The 19,388-nt window shown below is 35.7% G+C and carries 7 protein-coding genes; 6 read left to right on the plus strand and 1 reads right to left on the minus strand.

Features of this window, described 5'->3' with window-relative positions; all coding sequences use genetic code 11:
• Positions 1 to 54: 54 nt before the first annotated feature.
• Positions 55 to 4,353: a DNA-directed RNA polymerase subunit beta' gene (rpoC, locus tag ACJJVT_RS01510; RefSeq protein ID WP_405395852.1), complete on the plus strand. Its 4,299-nt coding sequence runs from the start codon at positions 55 to 57 to the stop codon at positions 4,351 to 4,353.
• 56 nt (positions 4,354 to 4,409) lie between these two features.
• Entirely contained in the window at positions 4,410 to 4,724 is a 315-nt protein-coding gene (locus ACJJVT_RS01515; protein ID WP_405395853.1) for a DUF3467 domain-containing protein, read from the plus strand.
• A 32-nt stretch (positions 4,725 to 4,756) separates the two neighbouring features.
• On the opposite strand, the gene ACJJVT_RS01520 is transcribed toward ACJJVT_RS01515, so the two are convergent.
• A complete protein-coding gene (locus ACJJVT_RS01520; protein WP_405395855.1) occupies positions 4,757 to 6,346 on the minus strand; it encodes a peptide chain release factor 3 in 1,590 nt (529 codons plus the stop codon).
• A gap of 378 nt (positions 6,347 to 6,724) precedes the next feature.
• Between ACJJVT_RS01520 and ACJJVT_RS01525 the strand changes: the two genes are divergently transcribed.
• The 4 genes from ACJJVT_RS01525 to ACJJVT_RS01540 all read left to right on the plus strand — a co-directional run bounded on the left by ACJJVT_RS01525 (position 6,725) and on the right by ACJJVT_RS01540 (position 19,337).
• Complete coding sequence (locus ACJJVT_RS01525) at positions 6,725 to 11,620, plus strand: Ig-like domain-containing protein (protein WP_405395857.1); 4,896 nt, start codon at positions 6,725 to 6,727, stop codon at positions 11,618 to 11,620.
• Between the two features lie 13 nt (positions 11,621 to 11,633).
• Positions 11,634 to 12,587, plus strand: coding sequence for a type IX secretion system membrane protein PorP/SprF (locus tag ACJJVT_RS01530; RefSeq protein ID WP_405395858.1), 954 nt, complete (start codon positions 11,634 to 11,636; stop codon positions 12,585 to 12,587).
• 15 nt (positions 12,588 to 12,602) lie between these two features.
• Positions 12,603 to 14,543 carry an OmpA family protein gene (locus tag ACJJVT_RS01535; protein ID WP_405395860.1) on the plus strand — a complete coding sequence of 647 codons (1,941 nt, stop codon included), beginning with the start codon at positions 12,603 to 12,605 and terminating at the stop codon, positions 14,541 to 14,543.
• Between the two features lie 330 nt (positions 14,544 to 14,873).
• Entirely contained in the window at positions 14,874 to 19,337 is a 4,464-nt protein-coding gene (locus ACJJVT_RS01540; protein WP_405395862.1) for a Calx-beta domain-containing protein, read from the plus strand.
• The last annotated feature ends 51 nt before the right edge of the window (positions 19,338 to 19,388 follow it).

Raw genomic sequence — 19,388 nt, forward strand, 5'->3', positions numbered from 1 at the left:
TTATATTGAAGAACTATTAAGTAAAACAAATTAAAACATTATCAGCACGCTATTATGGCTAGAATAAAAGATAATAACCCAGTAAAAAGGTTCGATAAAATTTCAATAGGATTAGCTTCGCCAGAATCTATTTTGGCAGAGTCTAGAGGTGAAGTTTTAAAGCCTGAAACAATTAACTATAGAACTCACAAACCAGAACGCGATGGTTTGTTCTGTGAGCGTATTTTCGGTCCTGTAAAGGATTACGAGTGTGCTTGTGGTAAATATAAGCGTATACGTTACCGTGGTATCGTATGTGACCGTTGTGGTGTAGAGGTTACTGAGAAAAAAGTACGTAGAGACCGTGTAGGTCATATTAACTTGGTAGTGCCAGTTGCTCATATTTGGTATTTCCGATCTTTACCGAACAAAATAGGATACTTATTAGGTTTGCCATCCAAGAAATTGGATATGATTATTTACTACGAGCGTTATGTAGTAATTCAACCAGGTATTGCTAAAGGTCCTGAAGGTGAAGAAATTCAAAAAATGGATTTCTTAACTGAAGAAGAGTATTTAAATATTATTGATACTATTCCTCAAGAGAATCAATATTTAGAAGATTCTGACCCTAACAAGTTTATAGCTAAAATGGGAGCAGAGTGTTTGATTGATTTATTAGGTAGAATAGATCTTAAAGAACTTTCTTTCGAGTTAAGACATAAGGCAAATACAGAAACGTCTAAGCAACGTAAAACTGAAGCTTTAAAACGTTTACAGGTTGTAGAGGCATTAAGAGAATCTCAAGAGAATAGAGAAAACGAGCCAGAATGGATGATTATGAAAGTAATTCCGGTTATACCGCCAGAATTGCGTCCATTAGTTCCATTAGATGGTGGTCGTTTTGCGACTTCAGATTTAAATGATCTTTATAGAAGGGTAATTATTCGTAATAACCGTCTTAAAAGATTAGTAGAGATAAAAGCACCAGAGGTAATTTTACGTAATGAAAAGCGTATGCTTCAGGAAGCTGTTGATTCTTTGTTTGATAACACAAGAAAGGCATCTGCTGTAAAAACTGAATCTAATAGACCATTAAAGTCTCTTTCAGATTCATTAAAAGGTAAGCAAGGTCGTTTCCGTCAAAACTTACTTGGTAAGCGTGTTGATTATTCTGCGCGTTCGGTAATTGTTGTTGGACCAGAATTGAACTTGTTCGAATGTGGGCTTCCAAAAGATATGGCAGCTGAATTATACAAACCTTTTGTTATCAGAAAACTGATAGAAAGAGGTATTGTAAAAACAGTGAAGTCCGCTAAGAAAATTATAGACAAAAAAGAGCCTGTAGTTTGGGATATTTTAGAGAATGTATTGAAAGGTCACCCGGTATTATTAAACAGGGCTCCTACATTACACCGTTTAGGTATACAAGCATTCCAGCCTAAATTAATAGAAGGTAAAGCGATTCGTCTTCACCCATTAGCATGTACTGCATTTAATGCGGATTTTGATGGGGATCAAATGGCGGTTCATTTACCATTAGGACCAGAGGCAATTTTAGAAGCACAATTATTAATGCTTGCTTCTCAAAACATATTAAACCCTGCGAACGGTTCACCAATTACGGTTCCATCACAGGATATGGTCTTGGGTCTATATTATATGACCAAAGAGCGTAAATCAACACCAGAAGTTCCAATTATTGGTGAAGGTTTAACTTTTTATTCAGCAGAAGAGGTAGAGATTGCTTTCAATGAAGGCATGGTTAACCTGAATGCAGGAATAAAAGTTAGAGCAAAAGATTTCAATGAAGAAGGTGAGTTGGTTTATAAAATCATACCTACAACTGTTGGTCGTGTATTATTTAATAATCACGTGCCAGAAGCGGCAGGTTATATTAACCAAGTTCTTAATAAGAAAGCATTAAGAAATATTATTGGAGATATTTTAGCGGTAACAAGTGTACCAGTTACAGCTGCGTTCTTGGATAAGATTAAGACTATGGGTTATGAATTCGCTTTTAAAGGTGGATTGTCCTTTAGTTTAGGGGATATTATTATTCCTGCTGAAAAAATGGACATGATTGGTGAAGCCAATGTTCAAGTTGACGGTATTATGGCCAATTATAACATGGGTCTTATAACCAACAACGAGAGATATAATCAAGTTATTGATGTTTGGACATCTACTAACGCTCAGTTAACAGAGTTGGCTATGAAACGTATCCGTGAGGATCAGCAAGGTTTCAACTCGGTGTATATGATGCTTGATTCTGGTGCAAGGGGTTCTAAGGAGCAAATTCGTCAGTTAACAGGTATGCGTGGTTTGATGGCTAAACCTAAAAAATCTACTGCCGGTGGTGGTGAAATTATTGAAAACCCGATTCTTTCTAACTTTAAAGAAGGTCTTTCAATTCTTGAATACTTTATTTCTACTCACGGTGCTCGTAAGGGTCTTGCCGATACCGCTTTGAAAACTGCAGATGCTGGTTATTTAACTAGAAGACTAGTTGATGTTTCTCAAGATGTTATTATTAACACTGAAGATTGTGAGACTTTAAGAGGTGTAGAAGTTCAGGCGCTTAAGAAGAATGAAGAGATTGTTGAAACTTTAGGTGAAAGAATTTTAGGTCGTGTTTCATTGCATGATGTGTATAACCCAATGACAGAAGAATTAATTCTTCAGGCAGGTCAGCAAATTATGGAAGCTGATGTGAAGAGAGTTGAAGCTTCTCCGGTTGAGAAAATCGAAGTTCGCTCGGCACTTACATGTGAGGCTGATAAAGGAATTTGTGCTAAATGTTATGGTAGAAACCTTTCTACTAATAAGATGGTTCAAAGAGGTGAGGCTGTTGGTGTTGTTGCTGCTCAATCAATTGGGGAGCCAGGTACACAGCTTACACTTAGAACATTCCACGTAGGTGGTATTGCAGGTAACATTTCTGAAGATAACAAGCTAGAAGTAAGATTCTCTGGTGTTGCTGAGATTGAAGATTTAAGAACAGTAACTGGAGAAGGTTCAGACGGTAAACCTGCTGAAATTGTAATCTCTAGAACTAGTGAAATAAAAGTAGTAGATGCTAAAACAGGTATTACTTTAAGCACAAGTAATATTCCTTACGGTTCTCAATTATTTATTGAAAATGGAGCTAAGGTTGCTAAAGGTGATGTTATTTGTTCTTGGGATCCATATAACGGTGTTATCGTTTCAGAATTCCCAGGTAAGATAGCTTATGAGAATATTGAGCAAGGTGTAACTTATCAAGTTGAAATTGATGAGCAAACCGGTTTCCAAGAGAAAGTAATCTCTGAGTCTAGAAACAAGAAGTTGATTCCAACATTATTGATTCAAGATGCTAAAGGTGAAACATTACGTTCGTATAACCTACCTGTAGGTTCTCACATTATGGTAGATGATGGCGATAAGATTAAAGAAGGTAAAATTTTGGTTAAGATTCCACGTAAATCTGCAAAAGCGGGTGATATTACTGGTGGTCTTCCAAGAGTTACTGAATTGTTCGAAGCAAGAAATCCATCAAACCCAGCTGTTGTATCTGAAATAGACGGTGTTGTTTCTTTTGGTAAGATTAAAAGAGGTAATAGAGAAATCATCATTGAATCTAAATTAGGTGAAGTGAAGAAATATCTTGTAAAACTTTCTAATCAAATCTTAGTTCAGGAAAATGATTATGTAAGAGCTGGTATGCCGTTGTCAGATGGTTCAATTACTCCAGAAGATATCTTGTCAATTAAAGGTCCTTCTGCGGTACAGCAGTACTTAGTAAACGAAGTTCAAGAAGTTTATAGACTTCAGGGTGTGAAGATTAACGATAAGCACTTCGAAGTAGTTGTTAGACAAATGATGCGTAAAGTAAGAATTCAAGATCCAGGTGATACTATCTTCTTAGAGAATCAATTGATTCATAAAGATGATTTCATTAAGGAGAATGATGAAATCTTTGGTAAGAAAGTAGTAATGGAAGCAGGTGATTCTGATAACCTTAAGCCGGGTCAAATTGTAACTCCAAGAGAGTTGAGAGATGAAAATTCTTTATTGAGACGTGGTGACAAGACATTGGTTGAAGCAAGAGATGCTGTATCGGCAACTGCGACTCCAATTCTACAAGGTATTACTAGAGCTTCGTTACAGACGAAATCATTTATCTCTGCTGCATCGTTCCAAGAAACGACTAAAGTATTGAATGAAGCTGCTGTAAGTGGTAAGATTGATACATTAGAAGGTCTTAAGGAAAATGTAATCGTTGGTCATAAGATTCCGGCTGGTACGGGTATGAGGGACTACGATAGCATTATTGTTGGATCGAAAGAAGAGTATGATGAAATAATGGCCAGAAAAGAGGCATTAAGATTCTAAATTTATAGTAACCCTCAAATTTTATTTGGGGGTTATTTTTTTAATAAAACTATAATATGAGTGACAATAAGAATCCGAATCAAAAACAAATTAATATTGAATTGGATGAGAAGATGGCAGAAGGTATTTATTCTAATCTAGCCATTATTAATCATTCAGTTTCTGAATTTGTAGTTGATTTCATTAGTATGATGCCTGGAGCCCCAAAGGCAAAGGTGAAGAGTAGAATTATACTTACTCCGCAGCATGCTAAGAAATTTTTAAAAGCATTGAATGATAATGTACAACGGTTTGAAAAAGCTAATGGTACTATAAAGGATTATGAACAACCTTTGATACCAATGAATTTTGGTCCGACTGGAGAAGCATAAAAAAAGCCCAACTTTTAAAGTTGGGCTTTTTTTTATTCAAATTCAGAAGTAAAATGAAATTTTACCGATGGATATTTTTGCTGTGTCATTTGCAAAGAAAATTGAGAGTCTGCTAGAAAAACTAGCTGTCCTTTTTTATCCTTTGCTAAGAATTTTTGCTTTACGCGTTCAAATTCTTTGAATTCATCTGTTTTTCTATTTTTAGTACCTACCCAGCAGGCTTTATGTACATTAAAGTTTTCGTAACTACATTTTGCTCCATATTCATGCTCAAGCCTATACTGTATAACCTCAAACTGCAAAGCTCCTACAGTTCCAATAATTTTTCTTCCATTTAGTTCTAAGGTGAATAATTGGGCGACACCTTCATCCATTAACTGGTCAATGCCTTTATTAAGTTGTTTAGACTTCATAGGGTCAGCATTGTTGATATATCTAAAGTGTTCAGGAGAAAAGCTAGGAATACCCTTGTAGTGCAAACTTTCTCCTTCAGTTAATGTATCTCCTATTTTAAAATTGCCTGTATCATGTAGCCCTACAATGTCGCCAGGAAAGGAGATATCTACTATTTCTTTCTTTTCGGCAAAAAATGCATTCGGACTAGAGAATTTTAAGTTTTTACCATTTCTTACATGTAAATATGGTTTGTTGCGTTCAAAAGTACCAGAGACGATTTTTATAAATGCAAGACGGTCTCTGTGCTTGGGATCCATGTTGGCATGAATTTTAAAAACAAACCCGGTCATTTCTTTTTCGTTAGCTGCTACAAGGCGTTCTTCAGCATTCTTTGAACGTGGAGTAGGGGCAATTTGAATAAAGCAATCTAAAAGCTCTCTAACTCCGAAGTTATTTAATGCAGAACCAAAAAATACAGGTTGCTGTTCTCCTTTCAAATATAGCTCTTTGTCAAAGCTAGGGTATACACCCCAGACCAATTCTAGATTTTCACGTAATTCAGTAGCGGCTTTGCTTCCAATAATTTTATCTAACTCAGGATTGGTAACATCATCAAATGCTATTGTCTCTTCAATGTTCTTTTTGCTATCGCCACTGAATAAGTTAATATTCTTTTCGAAAATATTGTAGATACCTTTAAAGTCGTATCCCATACCAATAGGGAAACTTAACGGAGTTACAGAAAGACCTAATTTTTGTTCTAATTCGTCAAGTAGGTCAAAAGCATCTTGACCTTCCCTATCCATTTTATTTATAAACACCAATATTGGTATTTTACGCATTCGACAAACTTCAACCAGTTTAACTGTTTGTTCCTCAACACCTTTTGCAACGTCGATTACAACAATAACACTATCTACTGCAGTTAATGTTCTGAAAGTATCTTCAGCGAAATCTTTATGACCAGGCGTATCAAGTATATTGATTTTTTTACCCTTGTAGTTAAAAGCAAGAACAGAAGTGGCAACCGAAATACCTCTTTGTCTTTCGATTTCCATGAAATCACTGGTTGCTGTTTTTTTAATCTTATTATTCTTTACAGCTCCTGCTTCTTGTATCGCACCACCAAAAAGTAATAATTTTTCAGTTAATGTAGTTTTACCTGCATCTGGGTGAGAAATTATTCCGAAAGTTCTTCTGCGTTCTATTTCTTGCTTAAAGGTCATATACAAAATTTGTGCAAAAGTAATATAAATTCAATTCTTAACATTTAGGTTATAGTTATGATAATTCTAAAAATATTAATATTTATAAGTATTTGATTAATTGAGTATTAGGTTTTTAATGCATAATATTTTTAATAGTCTATGATCTTTTATTAGGAATTCATCGTAAATAAAATTAAAATGTTAAATATTCTTAATTAAAAAGACTGCTTTTTTTGTCGATTACCCATTTAATTCCTTGGTTAATCGAAAAAGAATTTGAGTTCATTCAATTATGATATATCTTAGCATCGTTAAATAAGACAGCCCCACTTTCTTATAACGAACATTTGAAAAATCCTACCTAATGCCATGGTGATTAGTAAAACACTAACACTTATGGGTAAAATTACTTTGACATTACGTAACTTATTATCGTTAAAAGCATTAGGAATTTTAACAGTACTATTGTTGACGTCATCTTTTTCTAACATTTACAAATTAGAATCCAATTTATCGACTCTGTATACTATTGATACAGATGGAGATGGTGTATTAGATTCAATTGATATCGATGATGATGGGGATGGTATCATAGATATAAATGAAGATAAAAATTTAGATGGAGATCACAATCATACCACTAATCCTACAGATACGGATTGCGACGGTGTTCCCGATTATTTAGATATAGATTCAGATAATGATGGTATTCTTGATAATTTGGAAGCTCCAAATTTTCATAAATATAAGCCGGCATCTGGAATAGATTCAGACGGTAATGGTTTAGATGATATTTACGAAAAATACCCTGGTAGCGGAGAAGGTGTAAAAGTTGATGATAGGGATGGTGATGGTAAACCCAATCATCTTGATATAGATACCGACAATGATGGTATACCTGATAACGTAGAGGCACAGACAACCGCTGGTTATATTCCTCCAAACCTAGATAGTAGTGCGACTTATGCCTTGAATAATGGTATTAATAGTGCATATATTGGTGGTTTAACACCAGTGAATACCGATGGTACACCTCCTCCAAACAAACCAGATTATCAAGATTTTGATAGCGATGATGATCTTGTTCTTGATAGTAACGAGGGTAACGATTTTAACTTTGACGGAATACCTGACCAAATATTGACAGGTATTGATACCGATGGTGATGGATTGGACGATGGTTATGAAGGTTCAGATGTAAACGACGGTTTCGATGTCAACGATGAGATTAACGACCCAGCCAACGATTTACCTGATACCGATGGTACCGAGGATGTGAATTATAGAGATTTCGATGATGACGGAGACGGTATTGATACACCGGACGAGGATGCTAACAACGATGGTGACCCTACAAACGATGATACAGATAATGATGGTACTCCCGACTATCTTGATGTGGATAATACACTTGGTCCTGATACGGATGGCGATGGTGTTCCAGACAGTGCTGATCTTGATGATGACAATGATGGAATATTGGATACGGTAGAAGATCCAAATTTAGATGGAGACAATAATCCATTGACAGATCCATTAGATTCGGATAATGACGGAAAGCCAAATCATTTGGATATAGATAGTGACAACGACGGAATTCCAGATAACGTAGAGGCTCAGACAACTGACGGATATATTGCACCAAACGATGACGACGCAGCTACGTATACATCTAACGATGGTGTCAACAGTGCATATCCAGAAGGAATTACACCTGTTAATACGGATAATACCGATAATGAAGATTATATTGATTTGGACAGTGATAATGATTCTGTTCCAGATAACAACGAGGGTAATGATTTCAACTTTGACGGAATCCCTGATCAGACCTATACAGGTATCGATACCGATGGTGATGGATTGGACGATGGTTATGAAGGTTCAGATGTAAACGACGGTTTCGATGTCAACGATGAGATTAACAATCCAGCTAGCGATTTACCTGATACCGATGGTACGGAAGATGTAAACTATAGGGATTTGGACGATGATGGTGATGGTATTGATACACCTGACGAGGATGCCAACAACGATGGTGACCCTACCAATGACGATAGTGATAATGATGGTATACCGGATTATTTAGATCCAGACAGTAATCCTGGTCCTGATACTGATGGCGATGGCGTAGCCGATAGTGCTGATCTTGATGATGATAACGATGGTATATTGGACAGTGTTGAAGATCCTAATTTGGATGGAGACAATGATCCGTTAACTAATCCATTGGATAGCGATGAAGATGGTATGCCGAACCATTTGGATATCGATAGTGACAACGATGGAATTCCAGATAATGTAGAGGCACAGACTACTGATGGTTATATAGCACCTAACGAGGACGATGAAGCTACATATGGATCAAATGATGGTGTCAACAGTGCTTATCCAGATGGGCTTACTCCTGTTAATACGGATGGTGCCGATGATGTAGACTACCTTGATTTGGACAGTGATAATGATTCTGTTCCAGATAACAACGAGGGTAATGATTTCAACTTTGACGGAATCCCTGATCAGACCTATACAGGTATCGATACCGATGGTGATGGATTGGACGATGGTTATGAAGGTTCAGATGTAAACGACGGTTTCGATGTCAACGATGAGATTAACAATCCAGCTAGCGATTTACCTGATACCGATGGTACGGAAGATGTAAACTATAGGGATTTGGACGATGATGGTGATGGTATTGATACACCTGACGAGGATGCCAACAACGATGGTGACCCTACCAATGACGATAGTGATAATGATGGTATACCGGATTATTTAGATCCAGACAGTAATCCTGGTCCTGATACTGATGGCGATGGCGTAGCCGATAGTGCTGATCTTGATGATGATAACGATGGTATATTGGACAGTGTTGAAGATCCTAATTTGGATGGAGACAATGATCCGTTAACTAATCCATTGGATAGCGATGAAGATGGTATGCCGAACCATTTGGATATCGATAGTGACAACGACGGAATTCCAGATAATGTAGAGGCACAGACTACTGATGGTTATATAGCACCTAACGAGGACGATGAAGCTACATATGCTTCTAATGATGGTGTCAACAGTGCTTATCCGGATGGGCTTACTCCTGTTAATACGGATGGTGCCGATGATGTAGACTACCTTGATTTGGACAGTGATAATGATTCTGTACCTGATAATAACGAGGGTAATGATTTTAACTTTGACGGAATCCCTGATCAGACCTATACAGGTATCGATACAGATGGTGACGGACTTGATGATGGTTATGAAGGTTCAGATGTAAACGACGGCTTCGATGTCAACGATGAGATTAACGACCCAGCCAATGATCTACCTGATACCGATGGTACGGAAGATGTAAACTATAGGGATTTGGACGATGATGGTGATGGTATTGATACACCGGACGAGGATGCCAACAACGATGGTGACCCTACCAATGACGATACTGATAATGATGGTATACCGGATTATTTAGATCCTGATATAGTACCAATGGAAGATTTAGATGCTATTGATGATATAGTATCTACACCGATAGATACTCCAATTGAAATAGATATTTTAGATAATGATTTTGGTATTCCTAGCGATGGTACGTTAACCGTAACTGATTCATCAAACGGTACTGTTGAAATTAATGATGGAGGAACTCCAGATGATATTTCAGATGATACTATTACGTATACGCCAAACGATGGTTTTGAAGGAACGGAAACTATCGAGTATACGGTTTGTGATGCTGAAGGTAACTGTGATACGGCTACGGTAACTATTACTGTTGGTGAGCCGGTAGCTCTAGATGTTGTAGATGATTCTGTGTCTACACCGATAGATACTCCCATCGAAATAGATATTTTAGATAATGATTTTGGTATTCCTAGCGATGGTACGTTAACCGTAACTGATTCATCAAACGGTACTGTTGAAATTAATGATGGAGGAACTCCAGATGATATTTCAGATGATACTATTACGTATACGCCAAACGATGGTTTTGAAGGAACGGAAACTATCGAGTATACGGTTTGTGATGCTGAAGGTAACTGTGATACGGCTACGGTAACTATTACTGTTGGTGAGCCGGTAGCTCTAGATGTTGTAGATGATTCTGTGTCTACACCGATAGATACTCCCATCGAAATAGATATTTTAGATAATGATTTTGGTATTCCTAGCGATGGTACGTTAACCGTAACTGATTCATCAAACGGTACTGTTGAAATTAATGATGGAGGAACTCCAGATGATATTTCAGATGATACTATTACGTATACGCCAAACGATGGTTTTGAAGGAACGGAAACTATCGAGTATACGGTTTGTGATGCTGAAGGTAACTGTGATACGGCTACGGTAACTATTACTGTTGGTGAGCCGGTAGCTCTAGATGTTGTAGATGATTCTGTGTCTACACCGATAGATACTCCCATCGAAATAGATATTTTAGATAATGATTTTGGTATTCCTAGCGATGGTACGTTGACCGTAACTGATTCATCAAACGGTACTATTGAAATTAATGATGGAGGAACTCCAGATGATATTTCAGATGATACAATTACATATACTCCAAATGATGGTTTCGAAGGAACGGAAACTATCGAGTATACGGTTTGTGATGCTGAAGGTAACTGTGACACGGCTACGGTAACAATTACAGTAGGCGAGCCGATTGCTCTAGATGTTGTAGATGATTCTGTGTCTACACCGGTAGATACTCCTATCGAAATAGATATTTTAGACAATGATTTTGGTATTCCTAGCGATGGTACGTTGACCGTAACTGATCCATCAAACGGTACTATTGAAATTAATGATGGAGGAACTCCTGATGATATTTCAGATGATACTATTACGTATACGCCAAACGATGGTTTTGAAGGAAGTGATACCATTGAGTATACGGTGTGTGATGTTTTGGGTAATTGTGATACGGCAACTGTTGAGATATTAGTTGTTGACAATAATCCTACAGAAACAGATGACGATGCTATAGAAGTGAATCAAATGGTAACTCCAAATGGTGACGGTAGAAATGAATTTTTATTCATTAGAGGTGTAGATAAAATTCGCAGCAGTACTTTAAAGATTTTTAATAGATGGGGTGTTGCGGTCTATGAAGGTGAAAATTATAATAATCAAAATAATGTATTTGATGGTAGATCAAGAGGTAGGTCTACGTTAAGTACAGATGATTATCTTCCAGCCGGAATATATTTCTATATATTTGATTATACTACCTTTGAAGGAGAAAGCAAAGTAGATAGTGAATATCTTTATATTAGTAGATAATAGTTTATAAAATATGAATATTAAAAATAAGTTTTTAATCCTGTTCGGAGGTTTGTTGCTAATGTTTAGTAGTGCCGTTGCCCAGCAAGATGCGCAGTATACTCAGTATATGTTCAATACAATGAGCGTTAACCCTGCATACGCAGGCTCTAGAGGTCAGTTAAGTATAACAGGCTTATATCGTTCGCAATGGGTAGGTTTGGAAGGAGCGCCAAAGACACAAACATTAAATATTCAATCTCCTATTAGAAATAGTAAGCTTGGTTATGGTGTATCGATTGTAAATGATGAGATAGGAAACGGCGTTGTTCAAGAAACTTACTTCGATGCTGTTATTTCTTATACAATAGATGTATCGGCAGAGGGTAAATTGTCCTTCGGATTAAAAGCAGGGGGTAACTTGTTAAATTTAGATTTTAACCAGCTCCGTAATTTTGATTCGGAACCTGTAGATTCTGAAAATATTGAAAATAGATTTTCACCAAATGTTGGTGTTGGTCTTTATTATCATTCTAATGCCTTTTATGCTGGACTTTCCGCGCCAAACTTGTTTCAAACGGAACATTTTGATAATTCTCAAAGAGATGCTAACAGTGTTCAGTTTTTGTCTAAAGAAAGAATTAATTTTTATTTAATAACAGGATACGTTTTTGATTTAAATGGAAATTTAAAATTTAAACCTGCTTTACTTACAAAAGTGGTTGGTGGAGCGCCACTACAGGTTGATTTTTCTGCAAACTTTATGTTCAATGAGAAATTTACTTTTGGTGCAGCATACAGATGGGATGCCGCAGTAAGTGCAATGGCTGGCTTTCAAATTTCAGATCAATTAATGATTGGTCTAGCATATGATAGAGAAACAACGGATTTAGGAGGTACTCAGTTTAACGACGGATCATTTGAAGTTCTCTTAAGATATGAATTGGTAAAATCATTTCAAAGATTGGTTTCACCTCGTTTTTTCTAAATGGCAAACTTATATATGAAACATAATTTAAAATTTATTTTAGTATTCTTGATGTTCTTCCACGGATTAACTGAAGCTCAAGAACGACTAATTCAAAAAGGAAATGAGAACTTCGATTCGTATTCTTTTAGTCCGGCAATAGATATTTATAAAAAGGTCTTAGATAAGGGTTATGTATCTGCAGATTTACTTAGAAAATTGGGTAATTCATACTATTATAATGCCGATTACAAAGAAGCTGCTGAGACGTACAAACAACTCGTAACAGATTATTCGGCAGAAGTTACTGCAGAAGACTATTTTAAGTATGCTCAGTCGCTTAAAACTTTAGGCGATTACAATGCTTCGAGTGATGTCATGAATAAATTTATGGAAATCACCAAAAGTGATGGTCGGGCTACTGCATTTAATGAAGACCGAGATTTTATGTCAGAAATTGAGGAAAATTCTAGTAGATATAATTTAGGTCCTTTCGAATATAATTCACCATATTCAGATTTCGCTCCTTCATTTTATAAAGAGGGATTAATATTTTCTTCTGATAGAGATACAGGTAATTTTGCTAGATATCGTCATACTTGGAATGCAAAAGATTTTTTAGATTTATATGAAGTAAATGCAGATAGTTCATCTATAGATCATGTAAAAAAATTAGGCGAAAATGTAAATACTCGCTATCACGAATCTACTTCTGTAGTTACGAAAGATGGTCAGACAATGTATTTTACACGAAATAACTCTGTAAAAAGGAAAACCGTAAAAGATGATAAAGGCATTGTTAGGTTAAAAGTTTTAAGAGCTGTATTAACAGTTGAGGGTATTTGGGGAGAAGTTGAAGAGCTACCTTTTAATAGTGACTCTTATTCTGTTGCAAACCCTGCTTTGAGTCCTGATGAAAAAACGCTATATTTTGTCTCAGATATGCCTGGTACGTTAGGAGAATCAGATTTATTTATGGTTTCTATTAATGAAGATCGTTCATTTGGTACACCTCAAAATTTAGGTTCAAATATCAATACAGAAGCAAGGGAGACTTTTCCTTACATTACAAGCGAAGAGGTATTGTATTTTTCCTCAGATGGACATCCGGGTCTAGGTGGTTTAGATGTTTTTGCAACTAAAATAAAAAGACAAGATTTCTCAGGTAAGGTTTTAAATATAGGAAAACCTGTAAATAGTAATAGTGATGATTTTACTTTTATTTTCGATGAGGAGTTAAGAACTGGCTATGTTGCCTCAAATCGTGAAGGGGGAATGGGTTATGATGATATTTATAGTTTTACAGAAACAAGACCTTTAGAATTTGACTGTATTCAAAAAATTAACGGTACAGTAAGAGATAAAATTTCTAATGAAGTTTTAGTTGGAGCAACTATTAAGGTTATCGACGAGAATAACGAAGAGGTATTAGCTACGATTACAGATTCTGATGGAAACTATAATTTGGAATTAGATTGTAATAAAGGAAATTTTGTCAGAGCTTTGATGGAACGTTATGTACCTTTTGAAGAGTATATTGGCGTATCTGATGGGAAACCAAAAATTATTGATTTTTATCTTGAAAGAGATAATGTTACCGCTGGGTTTGGTGATGATTTAGCGAAACTTCTTCAGTTAAGCACTATATATTTCGATTTTGATAAATATGATATTAAAAAGGTTTCAGAAGTAGAGATTGAAAAGGTAATTGCTGCTATGGAGAAATACCCAAGTTTGAAATTAAAGGTTAATTCTCATACAGATAGTAGAGGACCTGCAGCTTACAATCTTTGGTTATCTCAAAAACGAGCTGAGTCAACTGTAAATTATATGATTAAAAAAGGCATATCTAAAGACAGATTGGTAAGTGAAGGTTTTGGCGAGACTAAATTACTAAATGAGTGTTCAGATGGTGTTAAATGTTCGGCAACTAAACATGATATTAATAGAAGATCAGAGTTTATTATTTTAGAATAACAAAATAATAATTACACATTAAAAAGCGACCAAGTAATTGGTCGCTTTTTAATGTGTTACGACTTTTTATAAGTATTAAATTTATATTTTAACTGTCTATTGATAGCTCTTTTGAGATTATATAAAATGTACTGTTATCGATAAACTACAGCTTAATTTTTATCGTATATTTTAATTTAATTAAATCAATGACAGCACTATTAACCTTATTCACTTGCTATTAGCTTCACTTCACAACAAATTTTAGGCACACCTTAATTACATAGTTATTTTTACTGATGATATTGATTATTGATTTTTCGACAACTCAATATCCCCATTGAATTAATTATGAGATTAAAGCATATTTATTATTTACTGTTTATATTATATGGCACAAGTTTCTATGCGCAAGAAACTTATCGTGACAATTTTAGTAATGTATCTTATTCAAATAACAACGGTATTGCTAACTTTTCTACCAATTGGTTAGAGACCGGAGATTCGGATAATGGACCTAACAGTCAATACATTCGAATCAGTAGTAATCGATTAGAATTTTATTACATATGGTCAGAGACCATACGTAGATCTGCCAATTTAAATGGAGCAAGCATTGCTAATTTAAGTTTTACATGGCAAACATCTAGTCTTAGTAATAGGTTTTTAGCAATTCAAGTCTCGAATAATGGTGGAGCTTCTTATAATACAATTGGGACTATAACTGGAAATAACAATTCAGGAACTTTTAGTCAAGATATCTCTGGGTATATTTCAGCGACAACCACAGTGAGGTTTGTGAAAGCAGGAAACAATTGGAATAATAATGATTATGCATTTATCGATAATTTTCAAATTTCAGCAACTTTTCCTGCACCAATACCAGTAATTGAAGTAGATGATGTAACTGTAGATGAAGATGGCGGTAATGCCACTTTTACGGTACGGCATACGGGTACAAATGCTACAACTCCTTTTACGGTAAATTATCAAACGGTAAATGGTTCTGCTTTTGATGGAAGTGATTATACGTCTACTTCAGGTATTTTAAATTTTAACGGAACAACGGGAGATTCGGAAACTGTAACAGTTCCTATTTTGAATGATGGGACAATAGAGAATCCTGAAAACTTCACGTTAGAATTTACGCTGGTATCCGATCCTCAGGTAGATATTACTGATACGGCAACAGGTACGATAATAGATGACGATGCCCTTATTATGACAGATGGTGGTAGTGCTACTACCTGTAGTGATACATTCTTTGATCCAGGCGGACTTTCTAATTACGGTAATAATCAAGATGTAACTTATACAATATGTCCTGATACTGCAGATACCTATTTAAATGTCAATTTTACAAGTTTTGAAATTGTTTCTGGTGACTTGTTATATATTTATGATGGTAATTCTACTGGAGCAGCATTAATAGGTCAATATGATAGTGCCAATGTACCTACTTCAATAAATTCATCAGCAGCTTCTGGTTGTTTAACATTTAGATTTGTTTCTAATGGCAGTAATACTGGTGCTGGTTGGGAGGCAGAAATAAATTGTTTTCCAGATGGTCCTATTATTGTAATAGAAGATATCACTATAGATGAAGATGTTGGTAATGCCGTTTTTACAGTTAGGTCCACTAGGGCAGCTCACGGCAGAAATATATTCTTTTTCGGTTTTGTTGAAGCGCCTTTTACGGTAGATTTTGAAACTGTAGATGGTTTAGCACTTGCTGGTAGTGATTATACCACAACAGCAGGAACATTGACTTTTACAGGAGAACTTAATAACGTTCAAACGATTTCAGTACCCATAGCAAATGATGGAGTGCCTGAATTTGCAGAAGATTTCGATATTGTGTTTACAGGTGCAACTGCTCAATACGCTGTTGTAAATTATAACGATACTGGAAAGGGGACTATTAACTCTCAAATTTTAGCGAATGACCCTTTAAGCCTTTTTCAAGAATTTGATGGGTATTATGACTATTCTACCACGGGTGGTACAATGCGTACAAGTCCTAATGGCGGTAATCCATGTGCTGTTACTACATCATCTTCCAATAGTTTAGTTTCTCCTGTTCCTGGAACAGCTACCGTAGAAAGAGCATACCTTTATTGGTCACATTCTAGTACGGTACGTGATGCAGATGTAACTTTTGAAGGTCAAAGTGTTTCCGCTAATTTTTTATATCAAACTTCATTGGGTAACAGAAACTTTTTTGGATATGTAAGTGATGTAACTTCTATAGTTCAAGGAGTAACCAATTTGTCTAGTAATGTTTTTGATTTTAGCGGGCTTACTATAAATAATACTGGAGAATATTGTAGTACGAGTACGGTTTTAGGAGGTTGGGCATTAATGGTATTTTACGAAGATCGTTCTTTACCTGCTGTAAATATTAACTTATATCAAGGTTTTGATGGACTTAGTAATGATGGAAATTCATTTACTTTAGATTCATTTTATGCTATCTCTGGTACTGGAGCAAAAGCTTCGTTCTTATCATGGGAAGGTGATCCAGATCTTAATGGTTCAAGTTCAGGCTCAACGAATCCTGAAGAACTATCTATTACCAATCAACGTAATCAGAATTTTGTACTGACAGGAGATGGAGGTCAAACAGGTAATAACTCTTATAATTCTACAATTTATGATAATACAGTAGCTCCAGTTTATAATAATGCTAGTACATACGGTTTAGATTTAGATACGTATGATATGTCGACTTTTATTCAACCTGCAGATAGTGAAGTAACAGCTAATGTGGATGTAGGTCAAGATTTTGTTATTTCGGCGGCTGTGATATTAAAAGTACCATCTAACCTGATTGCCGGTCGTGTATTTGAAGATGTCAACTATCCTGGCGGGGCAGGAAGAGATCAGTTAGTTTCTGGAGGTATAGGTATTTCAGGTGCTGTTGTAGAGCTTTTTGAAGCTTCAGGAACATTCATCCAAAGAAAAAATACAGAGGCTAACGGCAATTATTCATTTGGTGGTATGGCAGATGGCGATTATTTTATCAAAGTAGTTAGCTCTACGATACGATCAACTAGAGATAATGGTGCTGGTTGTTCGTCATGTTATCCAGTTCAGACATATAGAACAGAAACTAATTCAGGTAGTATTCTTGATATTACAAATGAAGTAGGTGGAGCGGATCCGACTAGAACACAAGATGTATCGCTAGGTGTAATAAATAACGCTCAAAGTATTTCAAATGTAGAGGTGCAGGGTAATGGTGTCGTTGGTATAAACTTCGGATTCAATTTTAATACAATTGTCAATACGAATGATTATGGGCAAGGTTCTTTGGCTCAATTCATTGTTAATTCAAATACTATTGGAGAAGTAGGATTAGATATAGAAGCAAATTCAATTTTTGATCCAGTTGCAGGTTACGATACTTCGATATTTATGATTCCACCTACAGGAGACATTTTAGGCAGAACAGCTGATGCAAATTTTGCCAACGGCTATTTTGATATTGAAATTTCAAAAAACGTTCCACTTTCTGTAATAACAGGTACGAACACTAGTATAGATGGTAGAACTCAAACGGCATATTCTGGAGATACAAATACTGGTCTAGTTGGTTCAGGCGGTAATGCTGTAGGTATTTCTAGTACAATATTACCAACTTATGAAAGACCCGAAATTCAGGTTCACCGCGAAGATGGCGATGTATTCATAAATGAAGGCGATAATGTAGTAATAAGAAATTTAGCTATTTTTTCAGATAAGTCTTCAGCTATAGTTGCAGAAGATGGTTCATTAGAGGTAACTCAAAATTTAATTGGTGTAAATGCTCTAGGTAATAACTCGGGAGATATAGATGTCGGAGTTGAAAATAAAGATGGGCAAATTAACGTTAACGGAAATTATCTTGCAACAATTTTAGAATCAGCGGTATTAGTAGATGGTGGTAGTTCAAGTTTAATTCAGAATAATCATTTTGTAAATAATGGTAGCTCACCATGTGATGATGCTATTTTATTGGAGGATGGTTCAGGTATAGTCATTCGACAAAATTTAATTGAAGCATCTGCTTCTACAGCAATTGATGCTGAGGATAAAGTGAGTGGTGTTATAATAACAGAGAATTCATTGACAACTTCAGGTCAAGATGGAGGCAATTGTCAAGGAAATCCTCAACAAATGGCAATTAAAATAGAAAGTGATGGTTCATCTATTTCTAATAATGTTATTTATCAAAATGGTGGAGCAGGTATTGCAATTGTTGATGGTACTTCAAATTTAATTAGTCAAAACTCCATTTATGCAAATGGAACGGTAACACCAAGTTTGGGTATCGATTTAGATATGGACGGTGTAACATTAAATGATACTTCAGATTCAGATTCTGGTCCGAATAATTTAGAAAATTTTCCTGCTATTAATTCAGCATTTATTTCAGGTACCAACTTGGTTGTTACCGGTTGGGCATCACCTGGTACAATTGTAGAAGTATTCTTTACAGATGTAAATGAAGGTACAGCTACCTTAGGCGACAATCAATTAGGTCTTACGCAAGACTATGGAGAAGGTCAAACTTATATAGGCACAGCAATAGAGGGTAGTGGCGATGATCAAGATGCTACTACTAGTTCTTATGCAGATGTTGATGGTAATGCCGATAACACTAATAAATATAAATTTATTTTTCCGCTACCTTCAGGTACTGCAGTTGGCGATTTAATAACAACAACTGGTACAAGAAGTAACTCAACTTCTGAGTTCTCACCAGAAATTATCATTCGGGCTTATACGGTAATTACCAACAGAAATATTACATATCGTATAAAAAGTAATTAAAATTCGAAAGTAAATTCTTACAAAAAATCTTTGTAAACCCTGTGTTTTATT

Origin of the sequence: Maribacter sp. Asnod2-G09 (assembly GCF_045063795.1) — a bacterium.
In the GTDB taxonomy this organism is placed as follows: Bacteria; Bacteroidota; Bacteroidia; order Flavobacteriales; family Flavobacteriaceae; genus Maribacter.